The 23,684-nt window shown below is 56.1% G+C and carries 13 protein-coding genes and 1 pseudogene; 1 reads left to right on the top strand and 13 read right to left on the bottom strand.

Annotated elements, in window-relative coordinates:
- Positions 1 to 119: 119 nt before the first annotated feature.
- From ABC336_RS23045 to ABC336_RS23010, 8 genes are all read right to left on the bottom strand, one after another.
- Positions 120 to 1,736: a response regulator gene (locus tag ABC336_RS23045; RefSeq protein ID WP_413240873.1), complete on the bottom strand. Its 1,617-nt coding sequence runs from the start codon at positions 1,734 to 1,736 to the stop codon at positions 120 to 122.
- Entirely contained in the window at positions 1,705 to 3,480 is a 1,776-nt protein-coding gene (locus ABC336_RS23040; RefSeq protein WP_413240872.1) for a cache domain-containing sensor histidine kinase, read from the bottom strand. Before ABC336_RS23040 ends, ABC336_RS23045 begins: the two co-directional genes overlap by 32 nt.
- Before the next feature lie 38 nt (positions 3,481 to 3,518).
- Positions 3,519 to 5,150 (bottom strand): type 2 periplasmic-binding domain-containing protein, encoded by a 1,632-nt coding sequence (locus ABC336_RS23035; RefSeq protein WP_413240871.1) that lies wholly within the window; start codon positions 5,148 to 5,150, stop codon positions 3,519 to 3,521.
- 58 nt (positions 5,151 to 5,208) lie between these two features.
- Positions 5,209 to 6,081, bottom strand: a complete 873-nt coding sequence (locus ABC336_RS23030) for a carbohydrate ABC transporter permease (protein WP_413240870.1) — start codon at positions 6,079 to 6,081, stop codon at positions 5,209 to 5,211.
- A gap of 15 nt (positions 6,082 to 6,096) precedes the next feature.
- On the bottom strand, positions 6,097 to 7,002 hold the full coding sequence (locus ABC336_RS23025) for an ABC transporter permease (RefSeq protein WP_413240869.1): 906 nt from the start codon (positions 7,000 to 7,002) through the stop codon (positions 6,097 to 6,099).
- Positions 7,003 to 7,161: 159 nt separating this feature from the next.
- The gene (locus tag ABC336_RS23020) at positions 7,162 to 8,760 is read right to left on the bottom strand and encodes a glycoside hydrolase family 43 protein (RefSeq protein WP_413240868.1); all 1,599 of its coding nucleotides are present in this window, start codon (positions 8,758 to 8,760) and stop codon (positions 7,162 to 7,164) included.
- Complete coding sequence (locus ABC336_RS23015) at positions 8,757 to 10,688, bottom strand: DUF8034 domain-containing protein (RefSeq protein WP_413240867.1); 1,932 nt, start codon at positions 10,686 to 10,688, stop codon at positions 8,757 to 8,759. The genes ABC336_RS23020 and ABC336_RS23015 overlap by 4 nt, the downstream gene beginning before the upstream one ends.
- Positions 10,689 to 11,102: 414 nt before the next feature.
- Entirely contained in the window at positions 11,103 to 11,255 is a 153-nt protein-coding gene (locus ABC336_RS23010; protein ID WP_413240866.1) for a GyrI-like domain-containing protein, read from the bottom strand.
- Positions 11,256 to 12,220: 965 nt separating this feature from the next.
- Between ABC336_RS23010 and ABC336_RS23005 the strand changes: the two are divergent.
- A pseudogene (locus ABC336_RS23005) lies at positions 12,221 to 13,780 on the top strand (IS1182 family transposase).
- Between the two features lie 100 nt (positions 13,781 to 13,880).
- On the opposite strand, the gene ABC336_RS23000 reads toward ABC336_RS23005, so the two are convergent.
- The 5 genes from ABC336_RS23000 to ABC336_RS22980 all read right to left on the bottom strand — a co-directional run bounded on the left by ABC336_RS23000 (position 13,881) and on the right by ABC336_RS22980 (position 23,674).
- Positions 13,881 to 14,564, bottom strand: a complete 684-nt coding sequence (locus ABC336_RS23000) for a hypothetical protein (RefSeq protein ID WP_413240865.1) — start codon at positions 14,562 to 14,564, stop codon at positions 13,881 to 13,883.
- 833 nt (positions 14,565 to 15,397) lie between these two features.
- Positions 15,398 to 16,906: a sulfatase family protein gene (locus tag ABC336_RS22995; RefSeq protein WP_413240864.1), complete on the bottom strand. Its 1,509-nt coding sequence runs from the start codon at positions 16,904 to 16,906 to the stop codon at positions 15,398 to 15,400.
- Between the two features lie 20 nt (positions 16,907 to 16,926).
- Positions 16,927 to 18,351 carry a sulfatase family protein gene (locus ABC336_RS22990; protein ID WP_413240863.1) on the bottom strand — a complete coding sequence of 475 codons (1,425 nt, stop codon included), beginning with the start codon at positions 18,349 to 18,351 and terminating at the stop codon, positions 16,927 to 16,929.
- The gene (locus tag ABC336_RS22985) at positions 18,348 to 19,835 is read right to left on the bottom strand and encodes a sulfatase (protein WP_413240862.1); all 1,488 of its coding nucleotides are present in this window, start codon (positions 19,833 to 19,835) and stop codon (positions 18,348 to 18,350) included. Before ABC336_RS22985 ends, ABC336_RS22990 begins: the two co-directional genes overlap by 4 nt.
- 2 nt (positions 19,836 to 19,837) lie before the next feature.
- Positions 19,838 to 23,674: a carbohydrate binding domain-containing protein gene (locus ABC336_RS22980; protein WP_413240861.1), complete on the bottom strand. Its 3,837-nt coding sequence runs from the start codon at positions 23,672 to 23,674 to the stop codon at positions 19,838 to 19,840.
- Positions 23,675 to 23,684 lie beyond the last annotated feature (10 nt).

Raw genomic sequence — 23,684 nt, 5'->3', positions numbered from 1 at the left:
TCACCGCCTTTCAGTATGATTCATTTGATCCATCGTACCAACAGACTTCATCTCCGGGTAAGGATCAATTTTATGATGATGACCTAAGGTTTTTATGAAATAACGCTGAAGCTGGGGCCTCACCGCTTCAACTGCTTGCGGTATTGCTGGGGCGAGCTTCCCGTATACTGTCTGAACAGCGTGCAAAAATACCGTTCGTTGCCGATGCCGATCCGCTCGCTCAGCTCGAAGTTGCTGAAGCTTCTTTCGAGCAGCAGCTGCTGGGCCAGCTCGATTTTCTTCCGGTTGATATAATCCACCAGGCCGAGCTGCTCTTCTCGCTTGAACATCGCGCTGAAGTAATTGGGCGAGAGCCCGACGTGATCGGCGACCTGCTGGAGCGTCAGACGTTCATGCACATGCGATGAGATAAAAGCCTTGGCTGCCTGAACCTCCGGACGATCAGAAGTCCCGCCCCGGGCCGTCATTTCTCTCACCAGCTCGCGGAGCAGCTGCAGCTGTTCTTCCAGCCGCAACCAAGCAAAGGTGTCGATCTGCCAGATCGGACGCTCCAGATGCGCTGCCGCCACCGGGCTCCAGGCGGACAATTCGGCTGCCGCTTCCCGCAGGAGCGAGGTCGCCCGGGCGGGACGGATGCGGAGCTGCCGGATCCGGGCAGCCAGCGGCGCCAGCGCGTCTTCAAACGTCTGGCAGGGAAGACCGGCTCTCACGCGGCCAAGCAGCGTATGCAGCTGCTTCCGGAGCTCGCCCTCCGCTTCCGGCAGGCCGGGTTCATGGAGCTGCAGCTGGTGAGGCAGCAGCACGACAGCCGGCTTGTCCGTGTAATAGAACAGCTCCATCACCTCATCGGCATGCTTGTAGGCGGGCTGCAGCCCATCCAGACTGCGGAACACCCCGCTGAAGGCTACCGATACCCGCAGCTTCAGATAATGTTGCGCATGCTCGATGATCGCCGTACCCAGCTCATAGGCCCGCTGCATTTGCTCCGACTGGCTGTGCATATGAGGCCAGGAGATATAACCGGCCCAGGCTGCCTCCGAATGCTCGAACAGGAAGCCTCGGCCTCTGGACTGCAAGCATTCCTCAGCCATATTGAGCAGCCCATAGCGCAAGGCGCGCTGATCCGCCTTGGAGAAGCGCTGCAGAAATGCGCCACAGTCGCCCAGCTGGATGCGGCAGGCGCAGTAGCTGTCCATGTCCAGATCGAGCATCATCTCGTGCTCCCAGGATCGGATCGATCGGGCTGGCCACTCGCCCCGCATCAGCTCGGCAAACACCTGCTTGCGCACGCGATGCACATTTTTACGCTTCGTCTGGTCCAGCCTGGTCATCTCATCGGTTTGCTTCTTCTGTTCCTTCAGGGCCGAGGCGCCCTTGCGCAGCGCCTGCAGCAGGGCTTGCTCGTCCAGCGGGACCTTCACGATATAATCTCCTACCTTCAGCTGCATCGCTTTTTGCGCATAGGCAAACTCGGAGTAAGCGGACAAGATGATGCCGTATATACCGGGAACACGCTGCTGCAGCTGCTCGATCATCTCGATGCCGTCCATCTCGGGCATGACGATGTCGGTGATGACGATCTCAGGCCGCGTCTCCTCTGCCAGCTGAAGCCCCTCCGTGCCGCTGTAGGCTTTGCCCACCAGTTCAAACTCATCCTGGTGCTTCATAAAGAAATGCTCCAGTCTCTCCAGGATCAGATCCTCGTCATCCACGATCAGGCAGCGGCAGCTGCTCATACTTCTCACCCCCGTTATCCTCGGCATAGGCGGGCAGGATGATGCTCACCCTGGTGCCTTCTCCTTTGACACTCTCGATCTGCAGCCCATAGGAGGATCCGTACCGGAGACGGATCCGCTGATGGATGTTGAACATGCCGATGCGGGCTCTCGCGCGTCCTGGCGCACTCCGCCCGTTCAGTATGCTCTCCAGCTTGGCCTGGCTCATGCCCTCCCCCTCATCCTCCACTGTCAGGCACAGCGCCTGGCGGTCGATGACCGCCGAGATCCGGATGACGCCTTCGATCCGGCCGCCCTTGTAGCCGTGGAAGATACAATTCTCCACGATCGGCTGCAGGATCATCCGCAGTACGGGAGACGTCATCAGCGTCTCCGGGATGCTCGTCTCCAATGGAAACAGGCGATTGTAGCGGACGTTCTGGATATTCAAATAGTCTCTTGCGTTGTCCAGCTCCTCGCGCAGCGTCACCAGGTGATTGACATCGCTCATGCCGTATTCCATAATCCGGATCAGCGATTGGATGATCGGATCTACTTTATCCAGCTTGCCCAGACTTACAGCGTTGCTGATCGAACCCAGCGTGTTGTACAGGAAATGCGGATTGATCTGCGCCTGGAGCATCTGGATCTCGATCTGCCGCTTCGTCTCCTCCTTCTGGTGCAGCTCCGTGAGCAGCTCGCGGATGCGCAGGATCATCGCGTCGAAGGTCGTCGAGAGCACGCCGAACTCGTCCTTGCGGTCCATGCCGATTGTGACATCCAGATTGCCCAGACGGATCTGATTCATCTTGAGCATGATGCGCTGCAGAGGCGCCCGGATAAACCGGGTGACGGCATAAGCAGCCAGCAAGCTGATCGCCATGCCGCCCGCTAGGAAGAAGACGTAATAGCGCTGCATCGTCGCCAGCGACCGGGCCAGCATCCCCTCGTCATGCATCGAGATGACCGACCAGCCGAACCTGGCGGACGCATGCTTGTTGATCGTGAGGGGACGCCCCTCCGGCGTGGCGGCCTTGATCGTCCCGTTGTTCGCGGCGGCGATCTCCTGCGAGGACACCCCCTGGAACGCCAGGGTATGCGAAGCCTCGTCATACGTGCCGAACAGCCCCGGCACGCCGGCTACCAGCCGTCCCGAGGCATCGATAATTGCAATGCTGATATCGCTCTCGCGATTGATCTGGAGCAGCCGCTGCTCGATCCTTCTCATGTCCATGTCCAGCGCTGCGACAGGCGCCTCCCTGCCGCTGTCCAGCGCCTTGAGCAGCGTGACAGTCCAGCCGGCATAGGTGGAACGATAGGTCGGGCTGACCGAGATCGACAGGGCATCCTCCCGCGCCAGTCCGACCAGCGGCTCGCGCTCCGCCAGGGATTCATTGAAGACCCTGGAGAGCAGCGAAGTGCCGCTGATCGAGTAGTCGGGATGAATGATATACAGATTATGAATATAGTTGTAATTTAGCTCATACAAGCGCCGCATCTGCGGATGCAGAGCTTCCGGCTCCCGCAGGCCGCCGTCATAGGCCGACTGGACCGAGAACAGGATCGTCTGCAGGGAAGTAAAGCTCAGCTCCAGATATTCGTCCGTCTTGGCCAGGATCTCCTGGACGTAAAGCGTATTGTTCTTGCTGATCTCATTTTTCACCGCGACATAGGCCAGTTGGGTCAGAAGGGTCGTGCAGCAGAGGACAAACGTAAAGCAGATCATAAACAGCTTGAACGTCAGACTGCTGAACTTAAGCTTCATCCCTACTCCCCCATCGCCGCTAGTTCTCGAGCCTGCAGCTACTGCAGCACTCCCGCAGCCGCAAGCGTCTCTGTCACATACTTCCGATAGTTCTCATAGTCATACCGATTCGTCAAGGTTTCCTTGTAATCCTCCCATTGACTGAGCGGAGCGCGTCCGGTCATGAATCGCAGCAGCGACTCGCTGATATACTTCTGGCGGTCCGAGTAGAGCCGGTCGTCCGGATCGGGGACGATGATCGCTCGGGCCGGATTGGGCACGACATGATCCAGATTGACCTGGTGGAAGCCCGCCGTATCCGGATTTTGGAAGTCATAATACAGCTCGTCATCGGCTCGACGCGGCATATAATAGTTCGATGTCCAGCGGTAATTGTTCAGGATATCTTCTGCGCTCTCCTTGACGATCGTATCGCCCTCCATGTGCCACTGGACGCCTTCGATGCCGTAGGAGAAGGCTTTCCTTGCTTCCTCGTCGGTGTACCAGTATTGCAGGAACTCGAAGATTCGCTCCATCTTCTCCGGATCCCTCGCCGCTTTCACGGAGATGCCCCAGGAATTGCTCTGGGATGCGGTATTGCCGAGGATGCGGTCGCCATAAGGGCCCTCGACAGGCGGGACCGTGACCCACTCCGGCACCTCCCCTCCGATCTCCTGCATATTCTTCTGATTGGCCGGTTCCATCAGCCGCCAGCCGGTTACCAGCATGCCGACCTTGCCCCGGAACATCTTCTGGTTCAGCTGCTGTACGTCATTGATCGATACCCAGTCCGGATCGACGACGCCGCTGTCAACCATCTCGGAGATATAGGCCAGCGCCTCCCGTGTCCGGTCATCCGTCGCACCGAGCACCAGCTCGCCATCCTTCACATCTACAACTTCCGGATGGGCGCCGAACAGCCAGAATACCTCGCCCCAGCCCAGATTGATCAGACTGCCGTCCTTGCCGACACCAGCCACAAAGCCATACGTATCCTGCTGGCCGTTGCCGTCGGGATCTTCAAAAGTAAACGCCTTCATCACTTCCAGCAACTCGTCCGTCGTTTGCGGGATCTCCAGTCCTAGCGCATCCAGCCAGTCCTGGCGGATCCACCAGCCGACCGTGCCGCTCACTGGCTCGAAGGCCGGCGCGCCGATCTGCTTGCCGTTATAGCTCAGATCGCTCCATTGCTGCTCAGTGAAGTGTGCCTTGTAATCCGGATACTGCTCCAACTGCTCTGCAAAATCGGCAGTCACGCCTTCCTCGTAGTACTTCACCGCTGTCGCACGGTCCTTGAAGTAGATCAGATCGGGGATATCGCCCGAAGCGATCAGGGCATTGAGCATCGCATCGGCCTGGTCCGGCGCCGGAATCATGTAGTCCAGCTCGATATTGACCGCCTCCTCCAGCATCTGCCTGAGCGGATCCTCCGCCTTGTCGGGCATCGGCGTAGCCGGATTGAATGCCCCGGAATTGAACACCGAGAGCTTCAAATGCTTGTCGAAGGTCTTGGCATTGCTGTCCTGCTGTGCATCAGGCTCCTGAGCATCAGGCGCTGTGGAGGAGTTGACGTTCGCTCCGTTGGCATCCGGAGTCCCCGTGGCCTGGTTGTTGCCTGCGCAGGCCGCCAGCAGCGACATACATAGCACGAGGGCGACCAGCATGGACAAGCGAGGGTTGACAGTACTCATGATTGACCTCTCCTTTATTCATAATCATATCTATTATCAAGACAAATAGCCATGATAATCATCCTTTGACGGAGCCCAGCAGAACCCCTTTGGCAAAATGCTTCTGGATGAACGGGTAGACGAGCAGGATCGGTACGGTAGATAACATAACGGCAGCCATCTGGACCGAAAGGAAGCTGGCCGGCAAGCTCGGATCATTGACCGCATCCACCGACTGCGTCTGAAAATTAAGCAGGATATTGCGCAGCACCACCTGCAGCGGATACAGCTGCTGATCGCGAATATACATGATGCCGTCAAAGTAGCTGTTCCAGTGAAACACAGCGTAGAACAACCCGATGGTCGCGATAACCGGCAGCGAAAGCGGCAGGACGATCCGCCACAGCACCCGGAAATCACCGGCGCCGTCCACCTTGGCCGATTCTTCAATCTCCGGGGGCAGCTGCTCGAAGAAGCCCTTGACGATGATCAGATTGAAGGCGCTGATCAAACCGGGGATGATGAGCGCCCAGACCGTATCGAGCAGCCCGAGATACCGCGTAAGCAGGTAGGTGGGGATGATCCCCCCATTGAACAGCATCGTGAAAATGACAAAGAGCAGCATGGCTGAGCGCCCCGGCAGATGTTTTTTGGACAAGGAATAGGCCATCAGCACGGTGAAAAACAGGTTGAGCGCGGTGCCGACCACGGTGCGGAACAACGTCACCTGATAAGCGTTGCCCAGGCCATAGCCTTGCATGACCTGCTTGTAGGCATATAGCGTGAACTGCTCGGGGATCAGCACAACTCCCTTCCGCACAACCTCGGCAGCGGGTGTAAAGGAAACACTAAGGACATAGAAGAAGGGGAACAGGCAGGCAAGCCCCGCCAGCAGCAGCAGGACGGCGTTGATGGCTTGCAGCAGCTTCTCGCCCCGGCTAGTGGTTATCATTTCGCGCCCTCCCTTTTACCAGATTTGCCCGTCAAAGCGTTTGGCCAATTGATTGGCCCCGATCACCAGAAAAAACGCAATGAAGGATTTGAAGATGCCAACGGCAGTGGCCAGGGAAACATTCATCCGCTCCAGCCCCTCCCGGTACACCCAGGTGTCGATGATATCCGCCTTCTCCAGATTGAACACATTGGCCATCATGAAGATCTGATCAAAGCCGGCATCCAGAATATGACTCAGCTTGAGAATCAGCAGGATGATGATGACATTGCGGATACCGGGCAGCGTCACATGCCAGATCTGCCTTGCCTTGGACGCGCCATCGATCTTCGCTGCCTCGTACAGGCTCGGATCAATGCCTGCGAGCGCCGCCAGGTACAGAATGGCCCCCCAGCCCGTTTCCTTCCATACGTCGGAAGCGACGATGAGCGGCCGGATCCAATCGGGCTCGGTCAGAAAGGAGATCGACGAGAGTCCCCAGCCCTTCAGCAGCTGATTCACCAGCCCGTCTCCCGGCGCGAGCAGCGCAACCATCAGCCCGTATACGATGACCCAGGAGACGAAGTGGGGAAGATAAGTCAGCGTCTGTACGGAGCGCTTGAACCACACCAGCCGCACCTCGTTGAGCATAAGCGCCAGCAGGATGGGCGTCGTGAACCCGAACAGCAGCTTGTACAAGGAGATCAGCAGCGTGTTGGCCATGATATCCCAGAAATAGACGCCGTTGATAAACTGGCTGAAATTGCTGAGCCCAGCCCATGGGCTGTCCCAGAAGCCGAGCATCAGCTTGTAATCCTTGAAAGCGACGATCAGCCCGAACATCGGCACGTACTTGTACACCGCGAAATAGAGCAAGCCCGGCAGTAGAATAAGATACAAAAAGGAATGTCGTCTCACCGTCCGGAGCAATCGAACCGGCATTGCCAATCACCTGCATTTCTGTAGAGGGTATAGCCTTATTCTAAGGTGAATGCGGATACACAAGGTTCGCGATCCTCCCCTGTTGGTTCAAAATATTACGATGGAAGAACACTAAAAAACCGCCAGCGCATAACTGGCGGTAAACCTATCTATCTGGGCTTACGCCCAGCCTTTATATTGCAAATAATCAAAATCCGCATGGAGCTCCTGACCCGACTGGTCCTGCACGGCAATGCCGATGAAGCTGCCTGTGTACTTGCCTCCCGCGCCGTAATCGTCCGACAGTATGCTGGCGTCCAGCTGCGGCCCCACCGCCTGCCAGCTCTCTTCATCCTCAGACGCATAATACTGGAGGCTGCTGCCTTCGATGACGACCTTCAGGTAGATGGCTGCCCAGCCTGCGAGTGCAAGCGGCTCTGCCAGCGGCTCATCGAAGCTCCCGTCATCCCGGCTGATCAGCCGCAGGCAGATCCCGGCCTGCTCATCCTGCGTGACATGCAGATAATAGAAGTTGTCCGTATCGTAATAACAGACCAGACCGGCCGTCTGCATCGGCGTCTGCGGCGAGAAGTCCAGGCTCGTGACGGCTTCGCAGTGCTTATGCTGCTGCCGGCGTGCCAGCAGACTCTGACGGAACAACGAGGTCAGAAAATCCCTTCCTCTGAGCCGCACATAGCCTGGCCGCTCCGCAAGCGAGCACCAGCTGCTCTCGACCGGGATCCGCAGCGACTGCAGCTGCATGTCCAGCCGATCGCCGTCAAACTCCTCCCGCCATACGACCGAAGGCTCGCCGGATACGGTGGACTCGGGTGCTCTGCTCGCCGCCGGCCCCTCTACATGGACGTATGGGCGATTGCCGCCTCCGCTCAACCGCAGCCAGCCGCTCTCTGTCCAATGAACCTTCTGGATGCTTGTCTCTCTGCCCAGGTTGCATCTGCGCTCCGGCATCAGCGGCCGCCCGCACAGATGCACGATATAGTGCTCGCCATCAGGCGTATCGACATAGCTGGCATGCCCTGCCTTTTGCAGCTCAAGTGTCTCATCGCCCTCTGAGGTCAGCATCGGATTGTCCGGATCGGTCTCATACGGGCCCCAGATCGAGGTCGAGCGGGCCATGGACACCGCATGCCCCCAGCCGGTGCCGCCTTCCGCAGTCATCAGATAATAGTAGTCGCCCCGCTTGTACAGATGCGGACCCTCCGTTTTGCCGAGCTCGGAGCCGGTGTAGATATTGCGCACCTCGCCTATCAGCGACTGCTGTTCCGGGCAATATTGCTGCATGACGATCCCCGCCATCGTCTGCTTGCCCTTGCGGGGATCGAGCCTCATATTAAGCAGCCATTTGGTGCCGTCGCTGTCATGGAACAGGGAAGGATCGAAGCCGCTGCCGTTCAGGAATACCGGATCGGACCAGGGGCCTGTGATGTCTGGCGCTGTCGTCAGATAGTTGGGTGTGTCCATCAGCGGCCATTTTTTGTTGGTCACGTTGGTGTAGATGAGGTAGAACAAGCCATTGTCATAGCTTAGGCAAGGCGCCCACACGCCGCCGGAGTCGGGCACCCCTCTCATGTCGAGCAGCCGCACATCATCGAGCGGCCGGCTGACCAGTGTCCAGGTCGCAAGATCACGCGAATGATAGATCATCACGCCAGGGAACCATTCAAAGGTTGAGGTCGCCAGATAATAATCCTCCCCTACGCGAACGATGGAAGGATCGGGATGGAAGCCGGGTAATATCGGGTTGGTAATGGTAGTCATCGATAGTCTCCTTTCGTATTGCAGCCGCGCAGCAGAACAGGCCGGTCTCCGTCCGCATGCCAAGGCGTCTCATAGGAAGGCTGCTGCGTATAGCGTTTCATGCCCAGACGAAGCTTGACACCCGCCCCCGGGGCCAGGCGCACGGGAACCCATTTGCCCGAAAGCTCAACGGATCTGCCCCGCTCTCCCTGTTCGTTGAACAAGGCTGCGCTGGTGAACGCATGCTCGCCGAACGTTCCAGCCTGCATGATCACTTCCCGCTCCTCGGAGAGCGACAGATTGACGAGCGTGACGACAGCCTCCTCATCCTTCAGCTCCTCGACGAGCGCAGCGACATCCTCCGGCAGACCGGGTCTTCTCCGCAGGCCATCGTAGTAACGGAGCCTGCCATGCTGCAGTCCGCCATGCGAGATATGCATCGGCGCGCCCCACATCAGCTGCACCAGTCCTTCAAAATAAAGCGGGCACATCTCCTGCCACTTGTGGATGCTTGATAAGGCTCCGGCGTTGAAGTCGTCGGTCACCCACTGCTGCGGATCGCCCGCCTCCGATCGCATCTTCTGAAGCTGATGCTGCACCAGCCGGTAGTTGGCGTGAAGGATCTGCTCCGGGTAGTCCGGATAGTCGCCCTGCATGAAGCGGAACCAGGGAACGGTGTTGGCAATGTAGTGCTTGGTCTCCTTCATCGTCGCATCGTTGCGCCCGGAGTAACCGGGGATCTCGATGTACTTGTAATCATCCGACAGCGGGATGCGCTTCACGCGCTCCGCATCCTCCTGCGCCATCGAGATCGACCACAGATAGACCGGCCAGGTCGGTACCTGCACGCGATAATCGGTCCAGCCGGCATCGATATGCTTGTACGGCACCTGCCACACGCCATCGATCTCCTTGCCGAGCCGCCAGTTATAGTCCAATTGAGAGCGGGCAAAATCAAGGCTCGATAGATCTCCGGTCAACAGGGCTTTGTTCATGCTTGCGTTCAGAAGCGGCTCCATGATCGTCAGCAGACCGTGCGGCCAGCGCCAGCCGTAGAAGCCGCCCCACCATTTGCCGTCATTATACTCGCCGATCTCGCCGGACAGTCCGATGTTGTCCGGGATCACGCCCCCATTGCGGGCGGTGCGCGCCTCCCAGGCCTCCACGTAATCGATCACCCATTGCCTGAACGATTCGTCCCCTGTATGCAAGTAAGCATTGGTCAACAGACCGGTGGCGTTCAGATTGACCGGCACATCGCCCTTCGCCTGCCTCTCATTCATCAGACGGATGATCTCCCGGTACACCTCGTCGTCAGACCATGGACATCGACCGCTGGCGAAGTCCACGCCTGCCAGATCCTCGAAGGGCGACAGGTAATCGTCCAGGATGCCCCGGTGCGTGACCCAGTCCTCCTCGGTCATCTCGAAGCGCGGCCCCTTGCTGCCGGTGATCGGCGAGCGCATCAGCTTCCGCTCCGCATCATAATTGTCTGCCTCGGGATGATCTCCCGTATACAGCCCGGCAAAGGCAACCGCACGCTGGCGCGTCTTCAGATGCTCCGGGGCAGCCAGTCCCAGGAAGTAGAAGTACAAATAGCCCTCCCCGTGATGCATCCAATCGTAGTAGCCGTCGAATTCTTGATGGATCTGCCCGTACTGCGTCCACTGCCAGGTGATGCTCTCCCACATCTCGGCAGCCAGCTTCCCGACCCGCGCGTCGCCGCCGAGCGCATAGAGCAGGGCCAGATTCATGAATCCCTCATACGGATCGTCCGATCCATCCATGCCCGGCCAGTCCTGGCGCCAGATCAGGGTACCGTCCTCCCTGGTGTAGCGTTCGACAAACTCGACAGCCGCTTCGTTCAGACCATCCAGCAGACGCCGCTGCAGCAGCGCCCATTGCGGAGGCAGCCAGCTGTCGGTGACCGTAATCGTATTCGCATTCAAAGGTAGCAGCTCCCCTTCGTTAGTTTTTTATAAGAAACCTATTCCGATATTATAACTCATTTCTGGACATTTGTAATTACCACGAAGAATTCCGCTACTAGTGCTTTCTGTAACGGACCCAGTAGGCGCTATTGGTGCATAAAGCATGAGAATAGTGTGGCTGCGGACAGACGATCCGTTATCTGGCCGATGGACGCGTGTAACCATCGGTTAGTTGGGGAATAGCGGATCTGGTGTCCGATAAAGTGGCAGTCCGCTCCTACTTGTGAGGAATAGCGCCTACTGTGTCCGCTCGTGGAACGAGCGCTACGCACAGATAATAAAACTAAAGAAGGAGCCGTGGACAACACGACTCCAGTAGCACAGTAGACCGCTTCAAAGGCGGGCGGGTTGCGACGAATATAGCCTATCATGTCATCCGACTTCGATCGGAATGTATATTTTTATACTCGCTTCGTGTGCCTTATAATATTGCCCTTCATAGTATTCAAAATCAAATCCGCCTGACAGCATGCCCCCATGCTTGGCGAACCATGTCCCGTAAATATAGCGGTATGTGAGGGGCAACGGGGTACGATGAGGTCGAGATTTAAGGTTCGGATTGCCGGCGCTAACTGCTCATGGGCCTTGCGCAGACGCAGCGTATCTTTGATTAACAACTTGTGATGCGGCACCCGACAGTCCATCGCGTGGGCAACTAAGGCGTCGCTCTCCAGGGATTTGAAGTGAAAGAGACGTTCGCCGCCGACGAGCCAGCCGATGATGAGGTACTGCAAGATCCGATGTGTAGGGAAGATGGCGTTCACCGCTTTGGCTTGACCCAGAGTCCGAAGCGTTTAATTGAATCGAATCGATTCAAGGAAGCCAAGAATGACTTTACTGCCTGCAAAACTTGTAGCGTTTCTCATGAGACGGCACTTGCGTAAATCAAGTTTAAGGTCTTTTGAGAAGTAAATAAAGAAGGAAATTTGTAGTATCATAAAGCATGCTTTATGAAACAAAGAAATAAGGACAAACTCTCCTGCCCCTCGCGGATGTACAAACAATAACCCTCCTCACATGTAATCCGAAAGCATCGGTCAAAGGCAGGCCCGGCATGTTTGCCAGGGCCTGCCTTTGCTAAATAATACCGTCTCGCGCCTTGAAGTTGCATTCGGACGTCTTACGGTTTTTATTGTATGATTTTCATCAGGCTAGGAATACGGTATACTTAACTTATGTAAACTTCTGAGCAAGGGAGGTTTAGCTTGTGAGCTGGTTTTATTGGCCAGAGTTTATCGGCACCATCGTGTGTGCAGTGCTGTTACTGTTCGCTATTTATTACGGCGTTCGCAAATGGTTCAGCATCCCCCGCAGACTTAAGCAACTAGAGAGTACTGTATATAAAAAACAACAATAATTAAAAGGGGCTGTCCCAAAAGTCATCGTTCGATGACTGAGGGCCGGCCCCTTCTTCAAATTGTAAAACACAAAGAAACCGTTTCTTAGTAAAATGGAAGTGCGACCAACCATTTAAGAAAGGAGCGGTTTCTTTGTACATTCAATATACCATGGACCAACTTTATCTGCCAATGGATTTAGAGGACGACATCCCCCCACATCACCTCGTTCGCGTTGTGAACGAAGCCGTCAATCGTCTGGACGATCGGATTTTTTCTGCTGCTTATCCGGGTGGAGGACGAGACAGCTATCACCCCAAAATGCTCACCAAAGTCATCATATATGCCTACACGCAACGAATCTACTCCTCCCGTCAAATTGCTAAAGCCGTCCGCGAGAACGTCATGTTTATGTGGATTGCCGGCAGACAACGCCCAGACTTCCGCACCATTAATCGCTTTCGTTCCGAGCGTATGAAGGACGTACTGGAGACCGTCTTCACTGGCGTACTCCAATTTCTTGCTGAGGAAAAGTACGTTAAGCTCGAACACTACTTTGTCGATGGCACCAAGATCGAAGCCAATGCAAATCGGTACACGTTCGTCTGGAGCAAGGCCGTCGTGAAGCACAAGGCGAAGCTGCAGGAAAAAGTGCACACGTTGTTTGCCACGATTGAAGCTGCGCAGACACAATAAGATCAGGAGCAGGCTGGAGTGGACCTTGCTGAATTAGGCGAAGCGTCGTTCCTGACCAGCGAAAAGCTGGAAGCAGCCATTGAGCAAGTAGAAGCAAACTTGGAAGCTCGGCCCAAGGACAAGCCGCTTAAAAAAGCAGTACGTGTGCTACGTAAAGACCTCCTGCCCCGCTTGCAGACATACGAGCGTCAACAAGAAATTCTCGGGGACCGAAACAGCTTTAGCAAGACCGATCCTGACGCCACCTTCATGCGAATGAAAGAAGATCACATGCGCAATGGTCAGCTCAAACCAGCTTACAATGTACAAATTGGAACGGAAGAACAATTCATTATCGGATATAGCTTGCACCAACGCCCAACCGACACGCGATGCCTGAAACCCCATCTAGAGAAGGTGAAAGGCGAGCTTGGTAAGCTCCCCAAAACCATCATTGCAGACGCTGGATACGGTGGAGAAGAAAATTACGCTTACCTGGAAAGCGAACAACGCGAAGCCGTGGTAAAGTACAGCACTTACCACAAGGAAAAGTCAAAGAAATGGCAGCAAGATATCAGCAAGCTGGACAATTGGCAGTACGACGAGATGGAAGACACGTGGACGTGTGCAGCCGGACGAAAACTCGTATTCCGTTATGAAAGCAAGGAAGAGACCGAAAGTGGATATGAAATTAGAAAACGGCATTATCGGAGCGAGAGTTGTGAAGGTTGTCCGCTTAAGGAAGCTTGCACGAAAGCGAAAGGAAATCGAGAAATCAGCGTCAGCTTGAAGTATTTGCGTTACAAGCAACAAGCCCGTGAGAAACTCAGAAGTGAAGAAGGATATGCGTTGTCGGTTCGAAGGATGATTGAGCCGGAGAGTGTGTTCGGGCAAATGAAGAACAACCGGGGATTCCGGCGTTTCCTGCTTCGAGGCCTGCCAAAAGTGAGCCTAGAGGTCGGGTGGCTTTCGCTTGCTCACAATTTGCTTAAAAAGGCAGCAATAGACCAAAAGGCAAGAATGGCGGTGCAGGGATGAACCCCTAGCACCGCCATTTCTAAATTTCCACCGATTAATTCAAGATGTGAGCTGTCTCATCAAGCGAATGAAGTTGCTTTTGAGACAGCCCCTTTTCTCATCACCACGGGGTGACAGTACTAATGGTTACACTATTTGCGTCTGTGCCAGCACTATAAAAAATCTGTGACACCGGCGCTGCATATCCATAGATCATTATACCGGTAAAAGGTGTAGTTTGGTCCATAGTGCAGTCACTTCTATTGGTACAAGAATTTGATTGTGTAAAATCAACAACTTTCCCGATGACTCCATCTGTACCAATAAATCCGTACCCGCTGAAATTCATAGAGTTGGTAATTCTAGGACGGGTTGTACCATCCCGATCATAGGCAAGCATGTATGTGCGCAAGCTGTGGTTGATGGTTCCTTTAGTCATTTGAAAAAAAACCTGTAGACCGGCATCAATTAAGCCATTATTGTTGTATCCTTCAAAATAATCGGTGTCTGCCGCAATCGTGACAGTCTTCCCGTCTTTTTCTACTTCAGCTTCATTAAACCGAATTGGCGCATGCTTTTTAATAAATTCAGCATCCTCGGGACTCAGGGCTTCTCCAACCTCATATTCCTCTGCAATCCGTTGCAGTTCTGCTGCGATTCCATCATTGACTACATTTTTTCGCAATGCAGGATTGGACTCTGATGCCCTTTGCTTAACTTGTTCTTCTGGACTAAGAGCAAAAGCAGCAGTAGCGAATGACATTATTAATACCATTACCAAGGTAAACGCGAACCATTTCTTCATGTACAATTTGCCTCCTTATACAGTTCAAGCTTTGGATTTAGATCAGCTCTACCCATCCAAAATCTTTTTCACCCCCGTCCCCCGATTTCAGTTTAACTTTCAGTAGCAAGTATTCTTCAATTAGTTAGCGTTCTCAAGTTGCTCTTGCTCAAGTAAAGCAAAGTCATCGGAAGAGCTCACCTATTACATAGACGACGTAAACCACAGCAATATTACGTTCTTCATTCAATTTTTTTCATTTCCTTTTATTTCAGCTCGGCTGGTGTTGTCCATTCCGCATCTAAATAAGCTGTCTTATCCCGGACTAATATGCCCCGTCGCTGAAGGGAGGCAAGCTGCTTATTGCGCATAAACGGGGCATAATGCTGCCTATTCTCTTCAAACAATTGTTGTAGTTGCTCATGAGTCTCAAGCTTGTTTTCCGGGACAAATAATCCATCGTCCTCTACAACGCTTAGATTTATCTCCTGTCCTTCATCACCTAGGCGATGCGGTTCTTTTACGATTAACCCTTGTCCGCAAAGTTCATTCCTCCAGAGGCAATATCTGCAAATTGATCTGTACTCAACATGTCCTCTCCTTCTTTGCCCACGAACCGGTCTGTCTCCTTCGGAAGCAAACCCGAGCATACGTTTGCAATGCCCAGTTTAACATGCCCGGATCTTTTAAATAATGAATAGATTTCTTTATTGGACTGAACAAATTTCTCGAAAACAAACGAGCAAACAGGCCTATGCTCTCATGCACAGGCCTTAGCTAAATACTTTTATCCACCATTCGACATACATCTAAGCATGACCTCTCCAAGCTCGACCAGACGTCTCCCCACAGCGCTAAAGCTTCGGTGTCAGCGGCGCCAGCAGCAATTGCTCCATCAGCGCCGCACGCAGCTCGCTCAGCTTCGCCCCATACCGGGGGTCCGCAGCCAGATTGCAGATCTCCTTCGGATCGTTCTCCAGATCGTACAGCTCCTCCCGGTCGCCGGTGTAGTAGCTGTACTTCCAGCCGTTCTTGCGAATGCAGGCACTGCGTCCCCGCACCGTATAGTCCAGGAACCATCTCGTCCCGCGTGCGGCTGCCTGCTCTCTGGCAAACTCGGCAAAGTCGGCCAGGTTATCGAGCGGCGGCGGCGGCGGCTCCTCCATCCCGACCTCGGCGAATATCTCGGTACGATGCTCATCCTTGCTGCCGCGCAGCACATCCGCAAAGGAAACGCCTTGCACGTCGCTGCCAGTCGGCAGCCCGATGAGCTCGAACAGCGTCGGGAACAAATCGATATTGCTGAGCTGCGCTTGCCGGCGCAGGCCGCCTCCCGCCAGACCCGGCGCCTTCATGACCAGCGGGATCCGCAGCAGACAGTCATAGAAGGCTTTCGTCTTGCCGATCATGCCGTACCGGCCGGCAAAGTTGCCGTGGTCTGCCGTGAAGACGATGATCGTCTCTTCAGCCAGGCCCTGCCGCTCTATGGCATCCATCACCATACCAACCGCTTTGTCGATGTACGTGATCATCCCGTAATAAGCGGCAATTATATGCTTGCGCTGCTCCGCGCTGTAGCTGTCAAAGCCATTGACCTGGGATTGTACATAATGTGCGAAGGGATGACTGGACCAGTCGATGTCAAGACCGTCCAACTCTTCGATCAGATCCGGAGCGTACATCGAATGATAAGGCTCGCATACGACATTGGGCCAGTGCGGATCAGGGAAGGAGCAGTACAGGAAAAACGGCTGCTCCCCGCACGCCTTCATGAACCGGATCGCATCCTCTGCAATGCGGTGGGTCTGACATAACGTTTCATGGAACGGCTCCGCCTCGTCAATCCAGCCTTCCTGAAGAACGATCCCCTCCGTATCCGAAGTACGGGACCAGGCATCTTCGCCGGATTGCAGGAAGCGTTCCCGTTTCTCCTCGTGCCGGTAACGATATACCGCCTTGTCCGCCTCCGTAATCATGCCATGCGTTTTGCCCCAGTGCGAGTATTCCTCGCGATAGTCGAACCACTGCTCCATGTACTCATCAGTAAACGTATGGTTCTTCCCGGCCAGGCCCAGCTTGTAGCCGTGCGCCTTCATCGTCTCGATGGAAAAGGCGCCGCGCGCTCCGCCGACATGATGCTCATCATACATGAAGGTAGCGCCATTGCGGCTGATGTATTGACCCGTGAACATCGCGACTCTGGATGGGACGCATAACGGCGAAGCGCAGAACGCCTGCTCGAAGATCTGCCCCTCCCCGGCCAATCGGTCGATATGAGGCGTCCGGACCAGAGGGTGACCCATGTAACCCAAGGAATCGTAACGGAGTTCGTCACAGACGATAAACACGATATTTTTTGGCATGGCTTTGATGCCTCCTTCCCTCAACCTTCCGTACCGCCTTGCTGCTGCCAGTACAGCGCCCCGGCGGGATGCTGCTCATCCTTCCATTCGGACTTGTACCGCAGCAGCTCCTCGCGCAGCCTGGCTTCAATCGTCTTGAACGCCTCCTGCCCGGACAGATCCCAGCGCTCCCCGGGGTCGCTCCGGAGATCGAACAACTGGGTGCGAACACCCTCCGCCGTACGGTACTGGATGAGTTTGTACTGGTTGTCTTTTACCGCGCGCACCTTGCTCTCGTAGGCCGCATACAGCGTTTCCCTGCCCGTCCATTGGCTATCCCCGAGAGCAGGAGCAAAGCTGATCCCTTGCACGGATGGCGGAATCTGTACACCCGCCAGCTCGCACAGCGTCGGGAAGAGGTCGAGCAGATAGACATAGGCTCCGCTGCGCTCCCCTTGCGGAATCCCCGGACCGCTCAGGCTGAGAGGTACGCGGATGCTGTGCTCATACGCGCTCTGCTTGCCGAAGAGCCCGTGCTGCCCCAGCGCCAACCCGTTGTCCGCGCAATAGACGATGATCGTATTGTCGTCCAGCCCTCTTCGCTTCAAGGTCGACAGTATGCGGCCTGTCTCTTCATCCAGGTGACTGATCATGCCATAGTAGTCTGCCAGATGCTCGCGCACATCCGCTTCTGTGCGAGGCTGCGGCGCCAGCAGCTCGTCACGAATGCCACGAATCCCGTAATCGAAGGGATGCTCCGGCAGGAAGTTCTCGGGCAGCCGCAGCCGCTGCGGATCATAGCGCTCACGGAACCTCTCCGGCATGCTTCGCGGATCATGGGGCGCCATGAATGAGACATAGAGGAAAAACGGCTGTTCGCTCTCGTATCCGTTCAGCCAGTCAACGGCCGCATCCGCGAACAGCTCTGTCGAATGCTTGCCAGGCCGGATATGGTCACACGCCATCCGCACCGTACTGCGGGTTCGCATCGGATCGAGGATATGCTTCGACCGGCCCGCGTATTGTCCCGTCGGATCGAATGCGCAAGCCGGCACATTCCAGTGGTCCCACATGCCGCCGAAGAAAATCTCCGCGCCGTCGGTGAAGCTGCGGGCATAAGCATCCGGTCCGTTATGCCATTTGCCGATGCCGCATGTGCGATACCCCTCCTGCCGGAGCACCTCGCCCAGCAGCGCATGCGTCTGAGGGATGCGCTGACCATGCTGCTCGAGCGCGAAGAGGGTTCGTCCCGTGTGCAGCATCGCACGGCTCGGCATGCATACAGCGCCGACCGTGCCGCCGGGGATATGGGCCTGGGTGAAGGTGAAGCCGGCGCGGACCAGCCGATCCAGAGTAGGCGTCATGACCTCGCTGTTGCCGAGCGCGCCAATCGTATCATGGCGCTGATCATCGGCAAGCAGAAACAAGATGTTGGGGCGCTTGCTTCTCACCGGGTGTCTTGTCATCGTCTCTCCGCTCCCCCCTCTGCGGCCAAGCCAAGCCGGACGTATTGTTCCTGCGGCGCTTCATGCTCCTGCAGCAGCTGCCGCAGCAGCTCGGCAAGTCTCGCCTCCTCCCCGGCATCTCGGCAAGGCTGCTCCTGCTTCGGGTCGCGCTCCAGGTCGAACAGCAGCGTGTCCAGCGCCAGCTTCCTGTGCTTCAGCCCGGCCCCGATCTTGAGCGGCCTCACGCCATGCATGAAGCCGAACGGCTCGGCCAGCTCCGCCCCCCGCAGCTCCTCCAGCGTGAACAGGCTTTTCATATGCGCCGGCATAAGCGTGTAGTTGTATAAAGGCTGATTCGATGCGTCCGCCGGCCCCTTCATATACACATACCTTCCATCCGTCACATTGACGTGGCCGCCGTGGATGCCGAACAGCGCCGCCTCCCGTACAGGCTGATCGCGCTCGATAACTCCGCGCAGCGGCTTGCCCAGCATCGTATCCGGGATCGGCACCCCGAAGTAGTCCAACAGCGTCGGCGCCATATCGATCATCTGGACCAGACTGGCCCGCCGCTCGCCCTGCACCCCGCTTCGCGGATCCCAGATGAAGAGCGGCGTGTTCGCCACTTCGTTGTAGAACGGCTGATGACACTTCGCCCATTCGTCATGCTCCCCCAACAGGAAACCATGGTCGGTGTTGACGATCAGCATCGTATCCTGCCACAGGTCCAGCTCATCCATCGTATCCAGCAGCTTCCCGAGGTACGCATCGCACATGCTGAGCAGCGCCGCATACTCATAACGGCAATGCTCGATCTGCTCGGGCGTCTCTTGCACCTTGGCATAATTCGGCCAGTCGAAGACCGGTCCCTCATAGGCATGGGGATAAAGATCCTTGTACCGCTGCGGCGCATGGAACGGCTCATGCGGGTCGAACGTTTCGAGCTGCAGGAACCAGCGGTCCGCCGACGCATTGGCCTGGATGAACTCCAGGCCGGCGGCGAACGTTCTCGCCTGCGGGTAGTCCGCCTCCTCGCGGATATAGCTGCGGTTCACGACATCCTGGCGGAACATCGCGTTTGCCAAAGTCTTGCTAAGGTGCGGCGGCGCCTGAGGATCGTTGACCGACCCTTTCCAGGGATCGCCCTCTTGACCGCGAATCAGCTCACAGCTATTGTACCGTGTATGATACGTCGCTCCGCCATCCTCCCAATAATGCTGGTGATCCGTCACGAGATGCGTGTAGATCCCCTGGCGCTTCAGCAGCTCGGGCATTGACTCGTCAAACGGCTCGATCGGCCCCCAGCTGCGATGCAGAAAATTGTACCGTCCCGTATGCAGATCCCGGCGGGCCGGCATGCACGGCATGCTGCCGACATAGCTGCCATCAAACGTCGCCGACCGCTGCGCCAGCCTCCGGAAGTTGGGCGCATGCACCCAATCGCAGCCGTAAGGCGGCAGCATATGCCGATTTAGCGTGTCGAACATGCACATAATGGCTTTCATAATCAGTCCTCCACCGCAATCACAGTAATCGCCCCTGTATCCGGCCCGTTATGATAGCCGAAATAACCGTCCAGCATAAGCGGCGCCTCCGTGTCTATATAATCAAACACGCGCACGCCATCCACATAGAGGAAGATCCTGACCCCATCTGCCATATCCTCCGTACCTGCCTGGACGCGGTACGTTTGCTGTCCGCCTGCAAAATGGGTGTTCGGCGTCGTGCGGATTATCCCTCCGGCTCCATCGACAAACCGCTGCAGCTCCCACTGATTGGGCTTGAGAACGATCAGATACGCGGTATCTGCCGACTGCCAGATCAAGCTGGACGATTCCTTCTGCGAACGCAGCACAATACCCGGCCAGTCCCGGCTCATGCCATTGAAGGTATAGCGCAGATCGAACTCGAACAGCTCGTCGCGGAAGGTCTCGCCCAGATACTTGTTGACTGCATGGAATGCCAGACTGCCATCTGTTTGAGGCTGTACATTCGTCTGACTGCTCCATTGCGGCAGATCCTGCAGTATGGAGATCATGTCCGCCCGCGCCAGAGCCGTCAGAGGCGTCTTGTTCACCCGCTGAAGAAACGTATCCAGTTCCGCCTCCAGCTCCTGATGTGCCAGTTCAAGCTCCTGCATCGTAGCTTGCAGGTCTTGCAGCAGCTCCTCCGCCTCCTCAATCGCCGACCAGAGCTGCGCTTTGGCGCCCGGCTCATATTGACCGACTGCTCCGCCTTCGACGGCGGCAGCATGCTTGCTGTCCGCAGTCTCCATCGTCTTCAACAGCTCCACTCGGGCAGCCGTAACCTCGTTCAAAGCCTGCAGTGATGCGGCAGCGTCCGATTTCTCTTGCCATGAAGCCGTCGCATCCTCTATTACCTCGCGTGCCGCTTCGGTCGCTTGTTGCAGCTGCGCCAGCACTGCGGCAGGAAGCTGCGGGTTGAGCCGCGCCAGTTCCTCGGCCTGGATCAATACGTCATTAAGCGGGTCTTTGTATTGCAAGCCCGTATCCTCCACATACACCCTGCCCGATCCGGCCGACAGCTTCTTCACATACACCGTAGCCGAGGTCGCCTGCTCGCCGGTGCGAAAGGTAAGGAGTGTCTTTTGCCACAAGGCGTTGGTACTCGCAACAGGATCGCTGCATACCTCCGCACCGCCGTAATCCCTGACCCCGATGCACGCCTGCTCGCCGGCGTCGACACGCAGCTTCGCCATCCATTCATACGTCGTGTCCGGCTCCAGATCCTCTATGACCTGATAGATTTCATTGACGCCGCTGCCCAGTCTGGCGCTGTAATGACCGACCAGCGTCGTCTTGTTCACGTCCCACTGGAAGGAAGAGAAGTTATGCAAGTCGACCTGGTTGCCGGACGTCTGCCATGGCGCAAGCTCGGCCGCTTCAAAAGAGGCGTTGATGACCCGGTTGCGCTCCCGCACCGCAGTCCGTGATACATCGACCTGGACAGGCGGGCTGAGGAAGTTATGGCCTGCCGTCCATGGTGTCTGCCCCAGCTCGTAAGCGCCCCGGTCCGGTCCCTGGCCCGAGTAGGCATCAGTGATGCCCTGAAGCATCACAGCCGAGTCTACGGGTGCGGTGCCGCTAGTCAGATACTTGTTGTCGATCAGGTCGCCATAATTCGTCTCATTATTATAGATGGTGGCATTGCTGCCTTGGATCAGGATGCCGCCTGTCGTTACATTATTGATCCACTGGGACCCGTGCTGGTCCATCTCCATCGCCGCCGCCCAGGTCGAGCCGAAGCCGTTGCTTCCTGCGGTCGTTCCCGTATTGTTAAGCCACAGTACATAATTGGTATGCATATTATTGCGGAATGCATTGCCATTCACGCCCCATACCGCGTTATGATGCACGATCATATTTTTTACCCCGTGATCGAAATGGAGCCCGTGCTGATTGACCGGCGCATAATTGTCATGCAGCCAGTTGTACCGGATCTCCGAATTGCCCCCATCCTGCGCATTGAAATAGAGCAAGCCGAGATCTGCCGTCAAATAACCGCCGTAGCCTAAATCATTATATTGCAGCAGCGAGTCATAAAAACCTCCGTTATCATTGCCCCGGCCGACAACCGAACGTCCGGCCCGTTGAATAGTGTTGTGGCTGACAAGGTTGCGCTTGCCGTTGAAGATTAACGGGGCTGCATACGAGCCAATGTAATTGAAATCGTGAATATGGCTGTTCACAACACGGTGATCATCACCCTTCAGCACGACACCGGATCCGGAACCGTAGCCAATCTCGCTATTGAGAATTTCATTGTGCGTACCGAATACCATCAGGCCGGTATCCAGCTGAGACAGATACGCCTGATCTGCCCGATTCGAATGATAAAGATAACGCATGGTGACGCCATCCAGCACATTATAATCGGATTGCTGGTCGTATTTGATCGTTGCGGCATGAATATGCAAGTTTTCCAAATGAATGTGATCCTTGCCCGCCAGATCAAAGGCATATAGGCGCTTCTTCACTTCAATCAGCCCGTTCGGATTCCCGCCTCCGGGCACCCAGGCATACAGCGATGCGCCATCGTAGTACCACTCGCCTGCGGTATCCAGTGCGTCCTTGATGCCGTACACGTAATAGCTGCCCCCTGCCTTGGCCAGATGGTTGCCCGCAGCATCGGCATTGTTCACAATCTCGAGCGACCCCGTGCCCGAACCGGTGATGAGCCCGGTCCAGCTTAGCCAGCGATGGTCGCTGTTCACCCATACCGAGCCCCCGGTCCAGTCATAATCCGGCAGCTGCGCATCGACTATAGTCGTCGCCGTCGTGCCCTCATCCATCGTGGCCTTGTCGAACTCCAGCAGCTTATCCGGAGTATAACCTCCGGCATTCGGCCAACGGGCCTCGAACAGCATCTCCCCGTTGTAGAACACCTGATTTTCATGGCCGAGCTCCATGGCGACAGAGGCGCGGTAGATATGGCCCTCGTCCTGCACCCAGCCCGTTACTTCATCCGCGCCGCTGACCGTGACCTGCTCTCCCGGATACGCGCGAAACGTAATCGGATGCGCCTCCACCCCTCTGACAGCAGGCTTGACCGTCTCCCGATACGTGCCCTCGCGGATGATGACGGTATCGCCCGCGACAGCTTCATCGGCCGCCTTTTGAATGGTGCGCCAAGGGTTCTGCTCACTGCCGTCGCCCGCGCCATCATCACCGCTTGCTGAAGAAACATAATAGACGGCATCGCCGATGTCCGGTTCTTCCTCTCCAGGCTCCTCTGGCTGCTTGAGCAAGCTAAGCTCATCGATATAGAAGCTGTCGAGCGAATGGGTATTGAAGCTAATCTGGATATTTTTCACATCATCCAGATCAAGGCCAGTAAAATCTACATTCGCCTGCACCTGGGTCCAAGCTTCGGTGATGACCGTACTGTTGGTTAAATTGTCCTCTCGCAGGATGCCATTGTCATGACCCACAATTTTTAGATTGATTCGGGCATTCGCGGCGCCTGTGGAAGCCAGTCTCATATACGCACTGATGCTATAGACCTCTGCACCATGCGCCGCGACAACTTGCTGGATCTGCGTCTGTATCCCGGTCCAGGCCACGGTCCTGGCGCTGACCAGAGCTGCCCGTTCGCCTGCATATACTTCATCTGTGACACTGGCAACCTGAACCTGAACGCCTTGCTGTCCATTCGCACTGAAGCCAAGCGGCATCGCAGGGTTATTGGGATTCAGCGTCTCCAGTCCCGAGTTCGGCAGAAGCGACACCGGCGGCGACTGCGCTTGGAGCCTCTGCTCCGTGGGCAAGGCGAACAAACCGACGGCCATAGCCGCGATCACGATAACGGATAACCATTGTTTCATTTCGTGAACC

This window comes from Paenibacillus jepli (genome assembly GCF_047238105.1).
GTDB lineage: Bacteria > Bacillota > Bacilli > Paenibacillales > Paenibacillaceae > Paenibacillus_D.
Note: the sequence above shows the minus strand (reverse complement) of the source record. Positions and strands in the feature narration are given on the sequence as shown.